Source organism: Nocardia sp. NPDC050630, assembly GCF_044457245.1.
Lineage (GTDB): Bacteria > Actinomycetota > Actinomycetes > Mycobacteriales > Mycobacteriaceae > Nocardia.
This window is the reverse complement of the sequence record NZ_JBITGN010000003.1, coordinates 521940-541393: the sequence shown is the minus strand read 5'-3', so window position 1 is coordinate 541393 and position 19454 is coordinate 521940. Positions and strand designations below refer to the sequence as shown.

The window sequence follows — 19454 nt, the reverse complement described above, 5'->3', positions numbered from 1 at the left end:
TTCCGTACTGGCCACACAAAAGCGCCGACGCCCGGCCTGCAGTGCAGGACCGGGCGTCGGCGGGGAAGCTACTTTGCGTCGGCCTTCTTGCCGGCACGCTTGCCGTAGCGAGCCTCGAAGCGGGCCACGCGACCACCGGTGTCGAGGATCTTCTGCTTGCCGGTGTAGAAGGGGTGGCACTGCGAGCAGACCTCGACGGTGATGTGTCCCGACTCCTTGGTGCTGCGAGTCTGGAAGGTGTTGCCGCAACCACAGACGACCGTGGTCTCGACATACGCCGGGTGAATTCCTGCCTTCATGGGTGTCCTCTCGATATTGGCCGCCGGGTCGCCCGCGCAGATCGCGAGGACGTGAACCGGAGCCGACTTTAGGCGGGAGGCCTGCTCAGCGGAGCAGACGCAACGACCGCTCAGTATGCCAGAACGGTGGTTACCCTCCCAAAACGCCTCCGATCCCCGCTTTGTTCCCGCCCTGAGTCGGCCCGGATCCCCCGGTTTGTTCCCGCCGCAAGTAGGTACCCAAGGCTTTGTTGCCAATTGAACTACTGGCACGCGTTGATCGTGTTCTTACGGAACCCTTAATACAGGTAGTCAACTACTCGTGGATACGAACATCAATGTTCATAGAGTTTTAGGCCTGATGCACATCGGCGTGCCGAGACAGAAGGGAGAACACTGTGAACAGCCGCATTGCACTGGCGGTCTTCGTTTCGCTGATTCTCACTGTCGCGGTCGGCTGGTTAACCACTCCGGATCGCCCGGACACCTACGCGTACGCGAAACCCACTGCCGCACAGTACGATTCGGCCAAAAACGCGATAAGCACCGCAACCCCGGCGACAGCGGCGACCATTCTTGCGTTCATGATCGTCGGCGCGGCAGGCATCGGACTCGCATTCTTCAGCCCACGTACGCCGAAAGGGCGCTCCCCCGCCTCCCCGCGCCTTTTGCCGGACGTCGGGTGCGCGGAGACCACCCCTGCGGACCGGCGGCAGGCAGCGGACTCCAGTTCTGGGCGTACCCGACGAGTTACCCATGTGCGCACGAAATCATTCGTGGCGTATGCGCAAAAAGTACGGGGACTCCGCCTGAGCGGAGCCCCCGTTCACTCACTCGTCGAGCGCACCCGGCGCGGTCTTGCTGACCTGCATCAGGAACTCGAGGTTGTTCTTGGACTTCTTCAGGCGGTCGATCAGCAGGTCGATCGCCTGGTGCGAGTCCAGGCCGGACAGTACGCGGCGCAGCTTGTGCAACACGGCCGCCTCGTCGGGGCTGAGCAGTAGCTCATCCTTACGAGTGCCGGACGGGTTGACGTCGACGGCCGGGAATACGCGCCGTTCCGCGATCTTGCGGTCCAGCTTGAGCTCGGCGTTACCGGTGCCCTTGAACTCCTCGAAGATCACCGTGTCACCGGTGGAACCGGTCTCGACCATGGCGGTCGCGATGATGGTGAGCGAGCCGCCGTTCTCGATATTGCGCGCCGCGCCGAGGAACCGCTTGGGCGGGTACAGCGCGGTCGAGTCGACACCACCGGAGAGGATGCGGCCCGAGGCCGGCGAGGAGTTGTTGTACGCGCGGCCCAATCGGGTGATCGAGTCGAGCAGCACCACAACGTCCTTGCCCATTTCCACCAGGCGCTTGGCGCGCTCGATGGCGAGTTCGGCGACCGAGGTGTGATCTGACGGCGGACGGTCGAAGGTCGAGGCGATGACCTCGCCCTTCACCGAACGCTGCATATCGGTGACCTCTTCCGGACGCTCGTCGACCAGCACAACCATGAGGTAGACCTCGGGGTTGTTGATGGCGATGGCGTTCGCGATGTCCTGCATGATCGTCGTCTTACCGGCCTTGGGCGGAGAAACGATCAGGGCGCGCTGGCCCTTACCGATCGGCATGATCAGGTCGATGACGCGGGTGGTCAGCTTGTTCGGCTGGGTCTCCAGGCGCAGGCGCTGGTTCGGGTACAGCGGAGTGAGCTTGGCGAATTCGGGACGCCGCTTGGCCGCGTCGACCTCACCGCCGTTGACCGTGTCCAAGCGCACCAGCGGATCGAACTTCTGGCGCTGGTTGCTCTGCTCGCCGTCGCGCGGGGCGCGCACCGCACCGGTGATCGCATCACCGCGGCGCAGGCCGTTCTTGCGGACGAGGTTCATCGAGACGTAGACGTCGTTCGGTCCGGCCAGGTAGCCGGACGTGCGCACGAAGGCGTAGTTGTCCAGCACATCGAGGATGCCCGCCACCGGCTGCAGGACATCGTCCTCGCGGATCTCGAGCTCGCGGGCCTCGCCGCCACCGGCGCTACCTTCGCGGTCGCGACCACGACGACGTTCCCGGAACCGGCGTCCACGCCGTCCGCGACCGCCCTCGTCCTCGTCACCGCCGCGGCTGGCATCACCACGGCCGCCGCCCTCGCCACCGCGGCCAGCGTTGGCATTGCCGTTGCGCTCACCCTGGTTGCGGTCGCGGCGACGTTCGCCCTGCTCCTGCTCCTGCTTGGGCTCCTCACCACGCGCCTCGCCACCGGCAGTCTCACCACCGCGACCACGCGCCTCGCCACCGCCGGTCTCACCACCTGCGCGCGCCTGGTCGCGACCGCGACGCTGCCTGCCGCGACCGCGCTGACCACCCTCGCGACCGGAATCCTCGGTGCTCTCGGTCGGCGCGGCAGCCTCGGCCTGCGCCGGATCGGACTTCGAATCGGCTGACTTCTCGGCGGCCTTCGGCGCTGCGGAATCGGCGACGGCCTCCTTCGCGACAGCCTGTTTCGCCGGAGCGTCCTTGGTCTGCGCGTTCTTGGTCTGCGCGTCCTTGGTCTGAGCTTCCTTCGCCGGGGCGGAAGTGGCGGGCGTCACGTCGAGGGTGCCCTGCTCGGCCTTGGCCCGTGCTGTCTTGGCGGCGTCCACATCGGACTTCACCTCGCCACGCGCGGACTTTTCCGCCTTCGCCGACTTTCCGGCCTGATTTTCCTTGATGGCGGCGATCAAATCGCCTTTGCGCATTCCAGAGGTGCCTCGGATACCGAGCTCCCCCGCGAGCGCGCGCAATTGCGGCAACAGCATTCCAGTCAGCCCCGATCGTGCGACGTCGGTTTGTTCGCTCATCTTCGAAATCTGTCCGGAGTCACTTTCGCGGTCCCCTGCCGGGCTGGAATCCACCCCGGGTGTCGCGAGCAGGTCCGTATCTGTCACGGAAATCCTTTCCTTCCCTCGATTGCCGTGTGCTGTTTCGAGGGTTTCGTCCCGCAGTCCGGGCGTTCTGCCGGACTCGGATGCGAGGGCCGAACACACAGCTCGGACCGGCGCTTTTGCCGTATCACCTGCCCCGCCGGACCGGCGGCTTCGCCACCAGTTCCCGAAAGGTGGGAGAGATCATTCCAGTTGCGCAGCTACGCAGCACCCCCATGGCCTGGAGGCTCGAGCCTGGAGCCTGCTGGAGCGATTGCCCTGATGAAGCACCGGCGTCTGATGCGCACGATGTACGGACGTGCTCAGGATAGCTGGCAACCTGGAACATCGGCAAGGCAGACTCGCCGCCGCGGTGCGAGCGGCAGGCCGCCGCCGATCAGACACCGTCGATCTGGACGCCTTCCGCGAGTCCCGGCTCGACCACGCGGAGCCCGTCGATGGCCGCGAGCGCACGGAGTTCGGCGGGGAATTCGCTGGTACCCAAGGCCAGTACGGTCGGTCCCGCACCGGATACCGTGGCCGCGATCCCGGCCGCGCGCAGCCGGGCGATCCATTCGGTGGTCAGCGGCAGCGCGGGGGCGCGCTGGGTCTGATGCAGACGATCGGCCGTCGCGGGCAGCAGTAAGTCGGTACGTTGCGTCAGGGCGACCACCGCGAGCGCGGCGCGGCTGACATTGAACGCGGCATCGCCATGCGCCACGACCTCGGGCAACAGGCCACGCGTATGCGCGGTCGATGAGCGCTCTTCCGGAATCAGCACCACCGGGCGCAACGTCGGATGCGGCTCGAGGCGCACCGCACGGTAGACGCGGCCGTGATCGGGTGCCGTAGCACCGTCGGTGGCCGTTTCGGTCCAGGACACCACGATTCCACCGAGCACACTGGCCGCGGCATTGTCCGGATGACCTTCGAATTCCGATGCGAGCTGGACCAATTGCTCACTGCCGATGGCCAGTGCCGGATCCAATTTCGCGGCGAGACCGCAGCCCGCGGCCAGACCGCCGACCACCGCCGAGGCCGACGAGCCGAGACCGCGAGAATGCGGAATCACGTTGCGGCACACCACATCGAGACCATCGGCCCACACCCCCGCCGCCTCCAGGCCGCGCTCGATCGCGCGCACCACTAGATGCGAAGGGCCCCATGGCACATCGTCGGCGCCCTCACCCTCGACTCGGATGGTAAGACCGGAATCGGTAGTGCACACCTCGATCTCGTCGTAGATGCCCAAAGCCATACCGAGCGAATCGAATCCGGGGCCGAGATTGGCACTGGACGCGGGCACCCGCGCGGTCACCGAAAGACCGGCGGGCAGCGTCCTTGTCATCAGTTGGCTTTCGCGCGAATTCAACTCAGGCCAGTTCTAGTTCGTGGGCGACCGCGATCGGGTCGACCGGAATCGCCTGTACCTGTGGCATTCCCGCGAGCGCGTTATCCGGATCCTTCAGGCCGTTGCCGGTCACCGTGCACACCACGGTGAGCCCCGAATCCAGCCAACCCTCCTTGCGCGCGGCGAGCAGGCCCGCGATGCTGGCCGCCGACGCGGGCTCGACGAAAACGCCCTCGGTCGCGGCGACCAGCCGGTACGCCTGCAGGATCTCCTCGTCGGTGGCTGCGCGAAAGGCGCCACCGGACTGTTCCTTGGCCTCCACCGCGCCGTTCCAGGACGCGGGCGCGCCGATGCGGATGGCGGTGGCAATTGTTTCGGGTTGCTTGACCGGGGCGCCGTTGACCAGCGGCGCGGCGCCCGCTGCCTGCACACCGAGCATGCGTGGGAGGGCGGTGGTGATGCCGTCGGCGTAGTACTCGCGATAACCACGCCAGTAGGCGGTGATGTTGCCGGCGTTGCCCACCGGAAGAGCGTGCACGTCGGGTGCCTTGCCGAGCACGTCGCAGATCTCGAACGAAGCGGTCTTCTGGCCCTCGATGCGAGCCGGATTCACCGAATTCACCAAACCGACGGTCGGGAATTCCGCGGTGACCTTGCGCGCCAGCTCGAGACAGTCGTCGAAATTGCCGTCGACCTGGATGATCTTCGCACCGAGCATGACGGCCTGGGCCAGCTTGCCCATGGCGATCTTGCCCTGCGGAATCAGCACCGCACAGCTCATCCCGGCCCGAGTGGCGTAGGCGGCGGCCGATGCCGAGGTGTTGCCGGTGGACGCGCACAGCACCGCTTTTTGCCCGCGGTACTTCGCGTCGGTGATAGCCATCGTCATACCGCGGTCCTTGAAGGAGCCGGTCGGATTCAGGCCCTCGACCTTGAGATAGACATCACATCCGGTCAGCTCGGACAGGTGCGGTGCGGGCACCAGTGGGGTGCCGCCCTCGTACAGGGTGACCGGATCCCAGTCCGCGGCGCCCGCGAGGCGATCGCGGTATGCGGCGATCAGTCCAGGCCACCGCGAGTGCACTCCCGCCTGCGGCGCGACGGCTGTACCACCCCCCATGGAATCGCTACGCGATGCAGTTGTCATTCGTTGGTGCCTTCCAATCTCAGAACGCTGGTCACGGATGTGACGGATTCCATTTCCGCCAGGGCGGCGACGGTGTCCGCGAGTGCCGACTCGGCAGCGTGGTGGGTGACCACGACCAGGCGTGCACCCTCGCCGTGCCCTTCCTGCCGGACCGTGGAAATGCTCACCTCGTGGTTGGCGAATTCGCCCGCCACCTTGGCCAGCACCCCGGGACGGTCGGCGACCTGCAGGTTCACGTGGTAGCGCGTGGGCGTATCACCGATCGGCGCGATCGGTAGCTCAGCATAAACCGACTCGCCCGGAGCGCGGCCACCGAAGAACTTATTGCGCGCCGCCATGACCAGATCACCGAGCACCGCGGAGGCGGTCGGCGCACCGCCCGCGCCCTGCCCGTAGAACATCAGCCGACCGGCGTTCTCCGCCTCGACCACCACCGCGTTGAACGCGCCGGTGACCGCGGCCAAAGGGTGCTTGCGTGGAATGAGGGCCGGATAGACGCGCACCGAAACGCGCTCCTTGCCACCCTCCGCCGGGCCCGGTTCGCCCGGACCGGCGGCGGCCCGCTCGCAGATGGCGAGCAGTTTGACCGTGCAGTCCAGTGCGGATGCGGTCTCGAGATCCTCGGCGGTGATCTTGGAAATGCCCTCGCGGTACACATCGGCCGCGGTCACCCGGGTGTGGAAGGCCAGCGAGGCCAGGATCGCGGCCTTGGCGGCGGCGTCGTAGCCCTCGACGTCGGCGGTCGGATCGGCCTCCGCGTAACCGAGGCGGGTGGCTTCTTTGAGGGTGATCCCGTAGTCGGCACCGGTCTCGTCCATCGCGGAGAGGATGAAGTTGGTAGTGCCGTTGACGATGCCGACGACCTTGTTCACTCGGTCACCCGAGAGCGACTGGATCAGCGGGCGCACAACCGGGATCGCGCCGGCGACGGCGGCCTCGAAATACAGGTCGGCGCGGTGGTGCTCGGCGGCGGCGGCGAGCTCGCCGGTGTAGTCGGCCAGCAGTGCCTTATTGGCGGTCACCACGGATTTGCCAGCGTTCAGCGCGGCAAGGATGAGGCGGCGAGCCGGATCGATGCCGCCGATGACCTCGACCACCAGATCGACATCGTCGCGAGCGACCAGCGCATCCGCGTCGGTGGTGAGCAGTTCGGCCGGGATACCGCGGTCGGTGTCCAGGTTGCGCACCGCGACACCGCGTAGCAGCAACGGCGCGCCGACGCGCGCACGCAGGTCATCGGCGTGGTCACGCAGAATGCGCACCACCTCGGTGCCGACATTGCCCATTCCGAGGACCGCGACTCCGATCGGACGATCGGTTCCCCATACGCCGAGCTTCGCAGCATCGCGCCCACCCGTCACTTGATCACCACCCCCGATGGAATCGCTACGCGACACTGAGTTCATTGCACCTCCAGGCTGAGCAGATCCGCCACCGTTTCCCGGCGCAGAATGAGTCGCGGCACACCGTCGCGCACCGCGACGACCGCCGGACGAGTCAGCTGGTTGTACCGGCTGGACATCGAATAGCAGTAGGCGCCGGTCGCGGCGACGGCGACCAGATCGCCCGGACCGACATCGGCGGGCATCCAGGTATCGCGGATGACAATATCCCCACTCTCGCAATGCTTTCCGACGACCCGAGCGACCACGGGGGCGGCGTCGGAGGAGCGCGACACCAAGCGGCAGTCGTAGTCGGCCTGATACAGCGCGGGACGGATGTTGTCGCTCATACCGCCGTCGACGCTGACATAGCGCCTGCGCAGTCCGCCGTCGAGCGATACGTCCTTAACGGTGCCGACCTCGTAGAGGGTGACGGTGCCCGGTCCCGCGATGGCGCGGCCCGGTTCGACGGCGATCTTCGGCTCAGGCAGTCCGGCGCGGCTCGCCTCCGTGGCGACCAGCTTGCGCAGGCTTGCCGCGAAGTCGTCCAGTGGCGGCGGATCGTCATTGGGCAGATACGAAATACCAAGTCCACCACCGAGATCCAATGTGGCGATCTGCGCGGTGCGCTCGATGCCGAACTTGTCGATGGCCTCGCGCAGCAAGCCGAGCATGCGACGCGCGGCGATCTCGAAGCCATCGATTTCGAAGATCTGCGAGCCGATGTGACTGTGCAGACCGACGAGGCGGAGGTTATCGGTCTCGAAGACCCGAGCCAGCGCCTCCATCGCATCGCCGCCAGCGATCGAGAAGCCGAACTTCTGATCCTCGTGTGCGGTCGAAATGTATTCGTGGGTATGGGCTTCCACGCCAACGGTGACGCGGACCAGCACGTCCTGAACGACTCCGGCGCGGCCCGCGATGGCCTCCAAGCGCTCGATCTCGATCAGCGAATCGACCACCACATGAGCCACGCCCGCCTCAACGGCTGCCCCCAGCTCAGCGGTGGATTTGTTGTTGCCGTGCAATGCGATTCGATTCGCCGGGAACCCGGCGTGCAGTGCGACGGCGAGTTCGCCGCCGGAGCAGACATCGAGGGAAAGACCCTCATCGCGGATCCAGCGGGCGATCTCACCGCACAGGAATGCTTTGGAGGCGTAGTGAACTCGGGCGTCCGGGCCGAAGGCGGCGACCATATCGCGACAGCGCGAACGGAAATCGTCCTCGTCGATCACGAACAGCGGGGTGCCGAACTGCTCGGCAAGTTCGTGCACCGGCACACCGGCGAGGTGCACGACGCCTGCCGCATCGCGAGATGCGTTGCGCGGCCAGACATTCTCGGGCAGATCGATCATCTGTTTGGGGTCGCTCGGGCGCTCCGCGAGGCTGGGTGCGTGCGGAATTTCCGCGTGCCGAGGACCGGCCGGGTGAGCACTCATGACTCCACCTCGCTGACGCTCGACTCCGCCGTGACCGCTCGAGGCGCTGTATCCATGGTTCGCTCACTGCGCTCGCTCACTACATTCGCTCCGGTGCACTAACGCCGAGCAGCTCGAGGCCGTTGCTCAGCACCTGACGGGTGGCATTGGCCAGGGCAAGCCTGGCGGCATTGGTCGGCGTGACGGGTTCGTCGCCGAGGGGCAGTACACGCAGGTTCTTATTGGTCTGGAACCGGTGGTAGGCACCGGCCAGTTCCTCCAGATAGCGTGCGACGCGGTGCGGTTCGCGCAGGCTCGCGGCACTGGCAACGGCGCGCGGGTATTCGCCGATGGTGCGGATGAGTTCACCCTCTTCATCGGCGGTGAGCAGACTGAAATCCGGTGTCACCGTGTCATATTCGAACTCGGCGGCATTGCGCGCGATGGATGCGGTCCTGGCGTGTGCGTATTGCACGTAGTAGACCGGGTTTTCATTGCTTTGGCTGGTCCACAGGTTCAGATCGATATCGATGCTCGAGTTCGCCGAACTGCGCACCAGCGAGTACCGGGAGGCATCCACGCCGATCGCCTCGACCAGGTCGTCGAGCGTCACCACGGTGCCCGCGCGCTTGGACATCCGCACGGCCACACCGTCTTTGACGAGATTCACCATCTGCCCGATGAGCACCTCGACGGTGGCCGGATCGTCGCCGAAGGCGGCCGCGGCGGCCTTCAACCGGCCGATGTAGCCGTGATGGTCCGCACCGAGCATGTAGATGCACAGATCGAAGCCACGCGAGCGCTTGTTCTGGAAATAGGCGATATCACCGGCGATATAGGCGGCATTGCCGTCGCTCTTGAGAACGACGCGGTCCTGATCGTCACCGTATTCGGAGCTGGCGATCCACCAGGCCCCGTCCTTTTCGTAGAGGTCCCCGGAATCCTTGAGTTTGGTGACAGCCGCTTCGACCGCACCGGATTCGAAGAGTGAACTCTCGTTGAAATACACGTCGAAATCGGTGCCGAATTGGTGCAGCGATTCCTTGATATGGGCGAACATCAACTCGACGCCCTCGGCACGGAACAGTTCGAGCTGCTCGCTTTCCGGCATGGTCAGCGCCTCGGGGTGTGCGGCCACGATCTTGGCCGCGATCTCGCCGATGTATTCGCCCGCGTAGCCGTTCTCCGGGGTCGGCGCGCCGTTGGCGGCCGCGGCCAACGATGTGGCGAAGCGGTCGATCTGCGCGCCGTGGTCGTTGAAGTAGTACTCGCGGGTCACGTCGGCGCCCTGCGCGGCCAGAATGCGGCCGAGCGCATCACCGACGGAGGCCCAGCGGGTGCCGCCGAGATGTACCGGACCGGTCGGATTGGCCGACACGAATTCCAGATTGATCCGGGTGCCCTTCAGGGTGTCCGAGGTGCCGTAGGCCGCGCCCGCGGTCAAGACCTGTTGCAGGATCGCGCCCTGTGCCGAGGCGGCGAGGCGGATATTGAGGAAGCCTGGACCGGCGACCTCGGCGGTGTCGATGGCATCCGCGGTGGCCAGCGCCTCGGCCAGCCAGGTCGCCAATGCGCGCGGATTCGTTCCGGCCTTCTTACCTACCTGCATGGCCACATTCGTGGCATAGTCGCCATGTTCCGGATTACGGGGGCGCTCCACGTTGACCTCGTCGGGCAGGACCGTCGGGTCCAGTCCGCGTTCGACAAGCACCTTCGCCGCGGTCGCGCGAAGGAGATCTGCAAGGTCAGCTGGAGTCACGAGTCTCTATCCTATGGTCTTGGCAGGTGTACGCCTCGAGTGGGCACCTCGGCGGAGCCCTCCGCAATCAACCAGCACCGTGGATCAATACGTGGAAAGAGCACAGCGAGCTATGCCGAGCAGCACGAGCGCCAAATCGGCCAAGGCCGTCCGGGCCGCGGGGAAGGTCGCACCGTCGCGGAAAAAGGGCGGCGGCAAGGTTCCGATGGGCAAAGGCCCATTGAAGAAGCGCCAGATCCCATGGTTGGTCATCGGAGCCGCCCTGGCGATCGTCGCATTGATCGGTGCGCTCGCGTTCAGCCTGGTGCCGAAGTATCGGGACAAGGCCGAACTCGAGAAGTACACACCGAGCGCGCAGAAGAAGGATCCGTCGGATCAGATCGCCGGGGTCACCAAGAAGGACTATCCGGCGGGACTGCACGTCTCGGGTACGCAGCGCGTCGCCTACGACCAGGCCCCACCATTCGGTGGTCCGCACGATCAGGTCTGGGCGAACTGCATGGGTGTGGTCTACAACAAGCCGATCCGGGTGGAGAACGCGGTGCATTCGCTCGAGCACGGCGCGGTGTGGATCGCCTACAACCCCGACAAGGTCGACGCGGCGGGCATCGACACGCTGAAGCAGAAGGTGGAAGGTAAGCCGTTCACGTTGATGTCGCCGTTCCCCGGTCTGGCCTCGGCGATATCGCTGCAATCCTGGGGACATCAGCTGAAGCTGGACAGTGCCGACGACAAGCGGGTCAACCAGTTCATCACCGCCCTGCGTGAGAACCAATACGCCTACCCCGAGGTGGGCGCGAGCTGCTCGAACCCCGCGTTCGACGCGAACAACCCGACACCGTACGACCCGACACCACCCGGACCCGATGCGGTGCCGATGGACGGCAAGGGCCTGTCGCAGGACCAGACCGAACTCGGCGGCGCCGCGGGTGGTCTGCCCGGTATGCCGAGCATCCCGGGTGTACCGAATATCCCCGGCTTGCCCACGGGAATTCCGACCCAGCCGACGGAAGGTCAGTAGATGCCCGTGGATACCGAAAGCGAGCCGGACGTGGCGAGCGATTCGGGTTTGGCCGCGCAGGCTCGGCGGCAGCGCACTCCGCTGCTGGTGCTCGGTGCGATCGGCATCCTGCTGATCGGGTTCGCGGTCGGCGTGCTGGCCCGACTGCCGCTGGACGGCAATAGCGAACCCGATCCCGGCGCTGTCGATATCGGATTCAGCCAGGACATGTCGGCACACCACGCGCAGGCCGTCGAAATGGCCGGGATCGCGCTCATCGGTTCCACCGATAACGATGTGCGCAGGCTGGCCTACGACATTCTGACCACCCAGCAGGGGCAGATTGGCCGGATGCAAGGCTGGCTACAGATGTGGGGTAAGCCGAATCAGAATGTGGGCGGCTATATGGGCTGGATGGCCGAACAGCCGGGCCATTCGCATTCCGGTGCTACCACCGATCACGCGATGTCGGGACCATCGGCTGCCATGCCGGGTATGGCGACCACCGCGGAGGTAACCGCGCTGCGCCAGGCCACCGGTCCTACGCTCGACACGATGTTCCTGCAGCTGATGCTGCGCCACCATCAGGGCGGACTCTCGATGACCGAATTCGCCGCCCAGCACGCCGAAACCACCGCGGTGCGCACACTCGCGGCCGCTATGGCGACCACCCAGCAGGGCGAAGCACAACTCATCACCACCATGCTGAGCGCCCGCAACGCGACACCACTTCCGCAGAACTGATCCATCTGTCGGGCCTGGGAACCGAAACTCCCCGGCCCGACACACTTTTTGGCGGACGCCCCGCAATGCGATACGCTTGGCCCCGCCCGAACGGCCGCCCACCGGCACCGTTCGAAACCTATCCCGCCCTCGTAGCTCAGGGGATAGAGCGTCTGCCTCCGGAGCAGAAGGCCGCAGGTTCGAATCCTGCCGAGGGCACTACACTCGCAGGCGGCTCATGCTCACAGAGGGCGTGAGCCGTTGCTCGTTTCGTAGTGTTTTCTGGGGGTGCAACCCCCAGGCCCCGCCCGGCGGGCTTCGCCCCCGGACCCCCAACCGTCGTGGCTGAGTTGGGTGAGAATGGCACCTCATCTGCGGGGGTGCGATCCATTCACAAGCGGCTCATACTCACGAAGGGCGTGGAGCCGTTGCTCGTTTCGTCGTGTTTTCTGGGCATGCAACCCCCAGACCCCGCCCGGCGGGCTTCGCCCCCGGACCCCCAACCGTCGTCCGATCGGCGCAGCCTCAGACCCCCACTGTTGTGGCCGGGTTGGAACAGGATTATCTGCGAGGTGCGGCGGCAACCTCCGTCGATCGGTGTTGGGGTTCGGTGTTGGGGTGTCGCGATCGGCGTCCGGTCGGGTGGCGCGAGTTGCCGTAATCTCACACACAGATGGGGTGAGCGGGAGGACGAGACATGACATATCCGCCGGGTGGGCAACCGCCGTTCGGGGAGCCGCAATGGCAGCCGCAGCAGCCGTATGGCTCTCCGCAGCAGGGTGGGTCGGGGTACCCGCAGCAAGGGGGGTATCCGCCGCCGGGTGGTCAGGGGTATGGACCGCAGCAGGGGTATCCGCCGCCTAGTGGTTATCAACAGCCGGGGTATCCGCCGCCGAAGAAGCGCAGGACCGGGCTGATCATCGGCCTGTTGGTGCTGGTACTCGTCATCGCGGGTGCGGTCGCCGCGGGCGTGGTGCTGACCGTGCAGGGCAAGACGCCGCTGGCCTCGGACGAGAAAAAGGTCCAGGTGGCCATCCACGACTTCTACGACACGCTCGAGTCGCACGGTTTCGCTGCCGCGGCGGGCAAGGCATGCGCGGCCGACCGTGCCGAGTTCGACACGCTGAGCGACGAGCAGAAGAAGGAATTCGATACCGCCAAGATCGAGGTCAGCATCGACAAGATCGATGACATCGTCGTCACCGGTGACCGCGCGACCGCCCGGATCACCGGCAAGCTCACGCTGACCGTCCCTGGCGAGACCCCGGATACCGATACGGGCACCACCGAACACCTGCGTAAGGAAGACGGGAAGTGGAAGGTCTGCTCGGCGGAGTCGGGTAAGAACTGACGTAACCTCGTCGGATGAGCTGCTGCGGACCGTCGCGTCGGACCTTCCTCAGCGCCATCGGGATGACCGCCCTGGCCAGTCTCGCGGATCCGGGTTCGGTTCGCGCCCAACCGTATCCGCTCTTCGCGACTGACCTGGAGGTCGTCACGGTCACCGATCGATCGGTGATTCTGACCTGGACGACGGTGACTCCGGATCCGAGCGGTCGACTGCTGCCGGTCGATACGGATGCCGAAGTGCGCCTCGGTCCGGTAGATGCGGCGCTGGCCACCGCCTATGCCGATGACGAGCACACCCCGTTCCACTATGCGGAAATCGACGGTCTCGAACCGGGCCGTCCCTACCGATTCGAGGCGTGGTCGAACGGCGTCCGAGCCGTGCCCGCGCTTTCACTCACCACCCGATCCCCCGGAAGTCCGGAATCCACCGGCGAATTCACCACCCTGACACCGCCGCCCGGCCGCCCGCTGCGCACCCTCGCACTCGCCAATGACGTGCACTATGGCGAGCAGGTCAGCGGTCTCGTCGTCGATAACCTGCCGCCGGGTTTCCGGCAGGAGCCGGGCCTGCCACCCTATCCCCAGGTAATGCTGGCTGCCCTGCTCGATGATCTGAGTCGCCCCGATCGCGGCGCCGACCTCCTTCTCATCGCGGGCGATCTCACCGCCGAGGCGAAGCCGGAGCAGACGCGCTCGGTGCGCGGACACCTGGACTCCTGGGGCGCACAGGGCCGCGACTACCTCGCTGTGCGCGGCAACCACGACCGTCCGCATATGGGCCCGGAATACCAGGGCTGCATTCCGGCAGCCGCGGACCATTTCGACTGCTGGGCCGAGGAATTCGATCCGCGCCAGCAGCTGATCGAGCACGAGTCGGGTGGCCTGCGGCTGCTCGGCCTGGATACCAGCGAACTCGACGGTTCGGGCGGCAGCATCGAACGCCCGCAGTTCGGCCGACTCGGCGAACTGCTGCGCGAAGATCCGGATCGTCCGACGCTGGTCTTCGGACATCATCCGGTGACGGTCGAATCCGGGCTGACCAATACCGCTGGACCAGGTTTCGTCCTCAATCGCCCCGACAGCATCGAACTCCAGACACTCTACGAACGCGCACCCGGGGTATTCCTGCAGCACAGCGGCCATACCCACCGCAACCGCCGCACCCGTCCCGACACCGGTGCCGCGGTGGAATTCCTGGAAGTGGCGGCGGTCAAGGAGTATCCGGGCGGCTACAGCCTGCTGCGCCTGTACGAGGGCGGGTACATGATCAACTTCTACAAGACCCGCGCCGCGGCCGCGCGCCGCTGGAGTGCGACCACCCGAGGCGAATACTTCGGCGTGCTGCCGGATTACACGCTCGGCACCTTCGCAGACCGCAATCATGTTGTGCTGCGGGACTTCTCGGGCCTGTCCTGACCGGCCCGCCATCGCCGCCGTACCGATACCATCGCCGCAGTTCGGACGCGGTATCTTGCTTAGGTAAGCCTCATCATATGAAGTGGAACCTTGCAGGTCGGAAGGACTCGAACATGTCGATCAGATGGAAAGCGATTTCCGCAGCGCTGGCCGTCGCTGTCGCGGCGCTCGGCGTGACGGCCTGTTCGAATTCCTCGGACGACAAGAACGAGATCACCGTCTACAACGCCCAGCACGAATCGCTGACCAAGGAATGGGTGGACGCGTTCACCAAGGAGACCGGCATCAAGGTCACCCTGCGCCAGGGCGGTGATACGGCCCTGGGCAACCAGCTGGTCGCCGAGGGCGCGGCCTCCCCCGCCGATGTCTTCCTCACCGAGAACTCCCCCGCCATGGCGCTGGTGGAGCACGCCGGACTCTTCGCCGATGTCGATAAGAAGACACTGGACCAGGTGCCAGCGCAGTTCCGTCCGTCCACCGGCAAGTGGACCGGAATCGCCGCTCGCTCAACCGTTTTCGTCTACAACAAGGACAAGATCGCGGCAGATCAGCTGCCCGCCTCACTGCTCGATCTGGCGCAGCCGCAGTGGAAGGGCCGCTGGGGCGCGGGCGTTTCCGGTGCCGACTTCCAGGCCATCGTGGCGGCCCTGCTCGCACTCAAAGGTGAGGACGCCACCAAGGCGTGGCTGAAGGGCATGAAGGACAACGCCACCGCATTCCCGAACAATGTGGCCACCATGAAGGCGGTCGACTCCGGCCAGCCCGACGGCGGCGTGATCTACCACTACTACTGGTACCGCGATCAGGCCAATACCAGGGAGAGCAGCAGCCACACCGGGCTGCACTACTTCAAGAACCAGGATCCGGGAGCGTTCGTCTCGGTTTCCGGTGGCGGCGTGCTGAGGTCGAGCAAGAAGCAGGAGTCGGCACAGAAGTTCTTGGCGTTCATCACCTCCAAGGCCGGGCAGGAGATCCTGCGCGACGGCACCTCGTTGGAGTATCCGGTCGCCAGTGATGTCGCGGCCAATCCGGCGCTGCCGTCGCTGGCCTCGCTGCAAGCGCCGGCCGTCGACCCGAGCAAGCTCGATGCCAAGAAAGTGACGGCGCTGATGACCGAGGCGGGTCTGCTCTAGTCATGGCCGTACGGACCGCTGTCGCCGCGCCCCGGGTCGGAAGACCCGGGCCACTCGTCACGACCGTCGCGCTGCTCTTGGTGGCCGCGACGTTCGTGCCGCTCGGCTACATCGTGTCCACGGTTTTCTCCACCGGTCTACCCGAAGCGGCGGAGCTGGTGTTCCGCCCGAGAGTCGGTGACCTCCTGCGCAATACGGTCGGGCTGGTGATCGTCACCGTCCCGATCTGTGTGATGCTCGGGGTGGGCCTCGCATGGGTGGTCGAGCGGACCAATGTGCCGGGCGCGACATGGTGGGGGCCGGTATTCGCGGCACCACTGGCCGTGCCAGCGTTCGTGAACAGCTACGGCTGGGTCAGCGTATTCCCGACCATGCACGGGCTGTGGGCGGGTGTGGCGATCTCCACCATGTCGTATTTCCCGCTGGTGTATCTGCCCGCGGCAGCCACCCTGCGTCGGCTGGATCCGGCGGTGGAGGAATCGGCGCGTGCGCTCGGTTCCGGTCCGGTCGCGGTATTCACTAGAATCGTCTTGCCACAGTTGCGATTGGCGATTCTCGGCGGTGGACTGCTCATTTCGCTGCATCTGCTCGCCGAATACGGCGCGTTCGTGATGATCCGGTTCGATACGTTCACGACCGCGATCTTCGAGCAGTACCAATCCAGTTTCGCCGGTCCGGCGGGCAGCATGTTGGCCGGTGTGCTCGTGCTGTGCTGTCTGGTGTTGCTCGCGGCCGAGGCGGGGGCACGCGGTAAGGCGCGGTACGCGAGGATCGGCAGTGGCGCACCGCGGGCCGCTGCCCGGGTCGGGTTGGGGGCCAGCACGATGCCGGTTCTGCTCGCTTTGGCGGCGGTAGTTGTCGGCTCGATCGGCGTGCCGCTGTGGACAATCGTGCGCTGGCTGCGCATTGGCGGTGCCCAGGTCTGGGACCTCTCCGAAATCGGTACGGCGCTCGGGCAGACCATCGCGCTTGCGGGGATGGCCGCACTGCTCACCACGCTGTGCGCGTTCCCGGTGGCCTGGATCGCGGTGCGCTCCACCTCGGCGTTCGCCCGAATGGTTGAGGGCGCCAACTACATTACGAGTTCGCTGCCCGGCATCGTGATCGCGCTGGCCATGGTGACGGTCACGATTCGGTGGGCGCCGCCGCTCTATCAGACGGTGACCATGGTCGTGGTCGCCTATGTGTTGATGTTTCTGCCGCGAGCGCTGGTGAGCGTGCGGGCCGGATTGGCGCAGGTGCCGGTCGGGCTGGAGGAAGTATCGCGCTCGCTCGGCCAGTCGGGGCCGGTCACCTTTCTGCGTGTCACGCTGCGGTTGACCGCGCCCGCCGCGGCATCCGCCGGTGCGCTGGTATTCGTCGCGGTGGCGACCGAATTGACCGCGACATTGCTCTTGGCGCCCAGCGGAACCCGCACACTGGCAATGCGATTCTGGTCGTTGTCGGGCGAATTGGACTATGCCGCGGCCGCACCCTATGCACTCATCATGATCGTCGCGGCGGTGCCCGTGACGTATCTGCTGTTCACCCAATCCAGGAAGGCGGCCGGGTTATGAGTCGGCTTGTCGTGGCGGATGTTTCGAAGACGTTCGGCCACCACCGGGTACTCGGCGGGATCAATCTCGAAGTGCCGAACGGTAGTTCGACCGCGGTGGTCGGCTCGTCCGGATGTGGAAAGACCACGCTATTGCGGGTCATCGCCGGATTCGAGGCTCCGGACACGGGTTCGGTCGCCATCGGCACCGAAACCGTAACCCGCGACCGGTTTTCGGTGCCACCCCAGCGACGCAATGTCGGTTACGTCGCACAGGATGGCGCGCTGTTCCCGCATCTGACCGTCGGCGAGAACATCGCCTACGGCCTGCGCAGCGGATTCTGCCGGCTGCGACGCGGTCGGAATCGGGTGAACGAGCTGCTGGAGATGGTCTCACTCGATCCGTCCTATGCCGACCGTCGCCCGCACCAGCTCTCCGGTGGCCAGCAGCAGCGCGTCGCGCTCGCACGTGCGCTCGCCCGCAAACCCGATGTGATGCTGCTCGACGAGCCGTTCAGCGCGCTCGATGCCGGGTTGCGGGCCACCACCAGACAGGCCGTTGCCGAGACGCTGCGGGCGGCGGGCATGACAAGCATCTTGGTTACCCACGACCAGGAGGAGGCGCTCTGCTTCGCCGAACAGGTCGCGGTCATGCGCGAGGGGGTATTCACCCAGGTCGGCGCGCCGGAAGAGGTCTACGCCGCGCCCACCGATCTGTTCACCGCCAAATTCCTCGGTGATTGTGTGCTGCTCGATGCGGTGGTCGACGGCGATGTGGCCAAATGTGCGCTCGGCCGGGTACCTGTGCAGAAGTCCGCGCCGACCGGGTCGGCGACCATTATGTTTCGTCCGGAACAGCTTGTGGCGCAGGTGGTTTCGGGTAGTGAACCGAGTAGTGGAACCGTACGCGATGTGGAGTTCCGTGGGGCCGATGTGATGCTGACCATCGCACTGGACGGCGATGTCGATCCGGTGCGGGTGCGCCGTGCCAGCGTTGCGGCGCCGAGCGCGGGTGAGCGCGTCCGTCTCGAGGTGCTCGGCAACGCCGTGGCGTTCGAAGCGGCCTGAACCACGGACACCCGGCCCGGCAGTGGCGTGTCACCGGGCCGGGCACCCATGGCTGATCATTTCGAGCGACCCGCAAGCAGTCGCCAGCGAGGGCACTCCTTTTGGAGCGAGCGGCGGGAATTGAACCCGCGTAAACGGCTTTGCAGACCGTTGCCTCAACCACTCAGCCACGCCCGCCTCGCCATGAATAGTGCCGTCGCCGCATCGAAATGCCCACCGTTGCACTCAGTGTGATCCGAACCCGGGACGCCAGGATCTCGGCCACCGGTCCGTCATGCGACTAGTGCCGCGCTCACCGATCGGGAGAAGATCCGGAGCGGCGACCGAACGTGGAATGATCAAGACCATGTCGCGGCCACGTCCACTTCCGGTTGATCCGATCGAGGAGGCCCATCGTCAATGGGTCGGCCACGGCTGGGGTGATTTCGCCGACGGAATGGCGGCGGTGACCTCACTGGTTCGCGCCCAGCAAATCGTGATGGCGCGCGTGGACGAGGCTCTGAAACCGACCGGTCTAACGTTCTCTCGATATGAACTTCTCATGCTGCTTGCTTTCAGCAAGACGGGTGCGCTGCCCATGGCGAAGGCCAGTGCGCGCCTACAGGTGCACCCGACCAGCGTGACGAATACCGTCGATCGACTCGAGGCCGCCAAGCTCGTCGAACGGGTGCCCCATCCCAGCGATAGGCGCGCCACCTTGATCGAAATCACCTCTGCTGGAAGGGAATTGGTTGCTCAGGCGACCGAGGAACTCAACGCGAAAGTCTTCGCGATTCCCGGTCTTCCGCCGGACCGGCTGCATACTCTTTTGCAGTTGCTCGCGGAATTTCGCCATGCCGCAGGCGACTTCGCCACCGGCGAGGAACCGGCCCGATGGTCGGCACATGAGCAGTGACCAAACACCCAGACCGGTCGGTCTTTACACCGCCCGGACCACCGCGCGGTAACGGTCTGGCATCCAACTAGCGAATTCCCCGCCCCGTTGTCTTGGCACCGGAGGCGAAAGGGTC

The 19454-nt window shown here is 65.7% G+C and carries 15 protein-coding genes and 2 tRNA genes; 9 read left to right on the top strand and 8 right to left on the bottom strand.

Annotated elements, in window-relative coordinates:
• Nucleotides 1–68 precede the first annotated feature (68 nt).
• The 7 genes from rpmE to argS all read right to left on the bottom strand — a co-directional run bounded on the left by rpmE (nucleotide 69) and on the right by argS (nucleotide 10220).
• Entirely contained in the window at nucleotides 69–299 is a 231-nt protein-coding gene (gene rpmE, locus ACIBG0_RS12660) for a 50S ribosomal protein L31 (RefSeq protein WP_062982643.1), read from the bottom strand.
• A gap of 809 nt (nucleotides 300–1108) precedes the next feature.
• Nucleotides 1109–3058, bottom strand: a complete 1950-nt coding sequence (rho, locus tag ACIBG0_RS12655) for a transcription termination factor Rho (protein WP_397032020.1) — start codon at nucleotides 3056–3058, stop codon at nucleotides 1109–1111.
• A 502-nt stretch (nucleotides 3059–3560) separates the two neighbouring features.
• On the bottom strand, nucleotides 3561–4511 hold the full coding sequence (gene thrB / locus ACIBG0_RS12650; RefSeq protein WP_397031946.1) for a homoserine kinase: 951 nt from the start codon (nucleotides 4509–4511) through the stop codon (nucleotides 3561–3563).
• 25 nt (nucleotides 4512–4536) lie between these two features.
• On the bottom strand, nucleotides 4537–5634 hold the full coding sequence (gene thrC / locus ACIBG0_RS12645) for a threonine synthase (protein WP_397032018.1): 1098 nt from the start codon (nucleotides 5632–5634) through the stop codon (nucleotides 4537–4539).
• Between the two features lie 23 nt (nucleotides 5635–5657).
• The gene (locus ACIBG0_RS12640; protein WP_397031944.1) at nucleotides 5658–7067 is read right to left on the bottom strand and encodes a homoserine dehydrogenase; all 1410 of its coding nucleotides are present in this window, start codon (nucleotides 7065–7067) and stop codon (nucleotides 5658–5660) included.
• The gene (gene lysA, locus ACIBG0_RS12635) at nucleotides 7064–8482 is read right to left on the bottom strand and encodes a diaminopimelate decarboxylase (protein ID WP_397031942.1); all 1419 of its coding nucleotides are present in this window, start codon (nucleotides 8480–8482) and stop codon (nucleotides 7064–7066) included. Before lysA ends, ACIBG0_RS12640 begins: the two co-directional genes overlap by 4 nt.
• A gap of 79 nt (nucleotides 8483–8561) precedes the next feature.
• Nucleotides 8562–10220: an arginine--tRNA ligase gene (gene argS, locus ACIBG0_RS12630; protein ID WP_397031940.1), complete on the bottom strand. Its 1659-nt coding sequence runs from the start codon at nucleotides 10218–10220 to the stop codon at nucleotides 8562–8564.
• A gap of 112 nt (nucleotides 10221–10332) precedes the next feature.
• Between argS and ACIBG0_RS12625 the strand changes: the two genes are divergently transcribed.
• From ACIBG0_RS12625 to ACIBG0_RS12590, 8 genes are all read left to right on the top strand, one after another.
• Nucleotides 10333–11241, top strand: a complete 909-nt coding sequence (locus ACIBG0_RS12625) for a DUF3105 domain-containing protein (protein WP_397031938.1) — start codon at nucleotides 10333–10335, stop codon at nucleotides 11239–11241.
• Nucleotides 11242–11964, top strand: coding sequence for a DUF305 domain-containing protein (locus tag ACIBG0_RS12620; RefSeq protein WP_397031937.1), 723 nt, complete (start codon nucleotides 11242–11244; stop codon nucleotides 11962–11964).
• A 125-nt stretch (nucleotides 11965–12089) separates the two neighbouring features.
• Nucleotides 12090–12162 (top strand) — tRNA-Arg (locus ACIBG0_RS12615).
• A 478-nt stretch (nucleotides 12163–12640) separates the two neighbouring features.
• Complete coding sequence (locus tag ACIBG0_RS12610) at nucleotides 12641–13294, top strand: hypothetical protein (RefSeq protein WP_397031935.1); 654 nt, start codon at nucleotides 12641–12643, stop codon at nucleotides 13292–13294.
• A 14-nt stretch (nucleotides 13295–13308) separates the two neighbouring features.
• Nucleotides 13309–14709 carry a metallophosphoesterase gene (locus tag ACIBG0_RS12605; RefSeq protein WP_397031933.1) on the top strand — a complete coding sequence of 467 codons (1401 nt, stop codon included), beginning with the start codon at nucleotides 13309–13311 and terminating at the stop codon, nucleotides 14707–14709.
• 113 nt (nucleotides 14710–14822) lie between these two features.
• Nucleotides 14823–15842, top strand: a complete 1020-nt coding sequence (locus ACIBG0_RS12600) for an iron ABC transporter substrate-binding protein (RefSeq protein WP_397031931.1) — start codon at nucleotides 14823–14825, stop codon at nucleotides 15840–15842.
• A 2-nt stretch (nucleotides 15843–15844) separates the two neighbouring features.
• Entirely contained in the window at nucleotides 15845–17398 is a 1554-nt protein-coding gene (locus tag ACIBG0_RS12595; RefSeq protein ID WP_397031929.1) for an ABC transporter permease, read from the top strand.
• Nucleotides 17395–18444, top strand: a complete 1050-nt coding sequence (locus ACIBG0_RS12590; protein ID WP_397031927.1) for an ABC transporter ATP-binding protein — start codon at nucleotides 17395–17397, stop codon at nucleotides 18442–18444. The genes ACIBG0_RS12595 and ACIBG0_RS12590 overlap by 4 nt, the downstream gene beginning before the upstream one ends.
• Nucleotides 18445–18546: 102 nt before the next feature.
• Here the strand turns inward: ACIBG0_RS12590 and ACIBG0_RS12585 are convergent.
• A tRNA-Cys gene (locus ACIBG0_RS12585) sits at nucleotides 18547–18621 on the bottom strand.
• A 169-nt stretch (nucleotides 18622–18790) separates the two neighbouring features.
• On the opposite strand from ACIBG0_RS12585, the gene ACIBG0_RS12580 reads away from it, so the two are divergent.
• Nucleotides 18791–19339: a MarR family winged helix-turn-helix transcriptional regulator gene (locus ACIBG0_RS12580; RefSeq protein ID WP_397031925.1), complete on the top strand. Its 549-nt coding sequence runs from the start codon at nucleotides 18791–18793 to the stop codon at nucleotides 19337–19339.
• Nucleotides 19340–19454: the final 115 nt, after the last annotated feature.

What these genes read in the sequence shown, in the direction of transcription:
- rpmE (WP_062982643.1), bottom strand. Translation starts at nt 299, where the DNA reads ATGAAGGCAGGAATTCACCCGGCGTATGTCGAGACCACGGTCGTCTGT.
- rho (WP_397032020.1), bottom strand. Translation starts at nt 3,058, where the DNA reads ATGCTGTTGCCGCAATTGCGCGCGCTCGCGGGGGAGCTCGGTATCCGA.
- thrB (WP_397031946.1), bottom strand. Translation starts at nt 4,511, where the DNA reads ATGACAAGGACGCTGCCCGCCGGTCTTTCGGTGACCGCGCGGGTGCCC.
- thrC (WP_397032018.1), bottom strand. Translation starts at nt 5,634, where the DNA reads ATGGGGGGTGGTACAGCCGTCGCGCCGCAGGCGGGAGTGCACTCGCGG.
- ACIBG0_RS12640 (WP_397031944.1), bottom strand. Translation starts at nt 7,067, where the DNA reads ATGAACTCAGTGTCGCGTAGCGATTCCATCGGGGGTGGTGATCAAGTG.
- lysA (WP_397031942.1), bottom strand. Translation starts at nt 8,482, where the DNA reads ATGAGTGCTCACCCGGCCGGTCCTCGGCACGCGGAAATTCCGCACGCA.
- ACIBG0_RS12625 (WP_397031938.1), top strand. Translation starts at nt 10,333, where the DNA reads ATGCCGAGCAGCACGAGCGCCAAATCGGCCAAGGCCGTCCGGGCCGCG.
- ACIBG0_RS12620 (WP_397031937.1), top strand. Translation starts at nt 11,242, where the DNA reads ATGCCCGTGGATACCGAAAGCGAGCCGGACGTGGCGAGCGATTCGGGT.
- ACIBG0_RS12610 (WP_397031935.1), top strand. Translation starts at nt 12,641, where the DNA reads ATGACATATCCGCCGGGTGGGCAACCGCCGTTCGGGGAGCCGCAATGG.
- ACIBG0_RS12605 (WP_397031933.1), top strand. Translation starts at nt 13,309, where the DNA reads ATGAGCTGCTGCGGACCGTCGCGTCGGACCTTCCTCAGCGCCATCGGG.
- ACIBG0_RS12600 (WP_397031931.1), top strand. Translation starts at nt 14,823, where the DNA reads ATGTCGATCAGATGGAAAGCGATTTCCGCAGCGCTGGCCGTCGCTGTC.
- ACIBG0_RS12595 (WP_397031929.1), top strand. Translation starts at nt 15,845, where the DNA reads ATGGCCGTACGGACCGCTGTCGCCGCGCCCCGGGTCGGAAGACCCGGG.
- ACIBG0_RS12590 (WP_397031927.1), top strand. Translation starts at nt 17,395, where the DNA reads ATGAGTCGGCTTGTCGTGGCGGATGTTTCGAAGACGTTCGGCCACCAC.
- ACIBG0_RS12580 (WP_397031925.1), top strand. Translation starts at nt 18,791, where the DNA reads ATGTCGCGGCCACGTCCACTTCCGGTTGATCCGATCGAGGAGGCCCAT.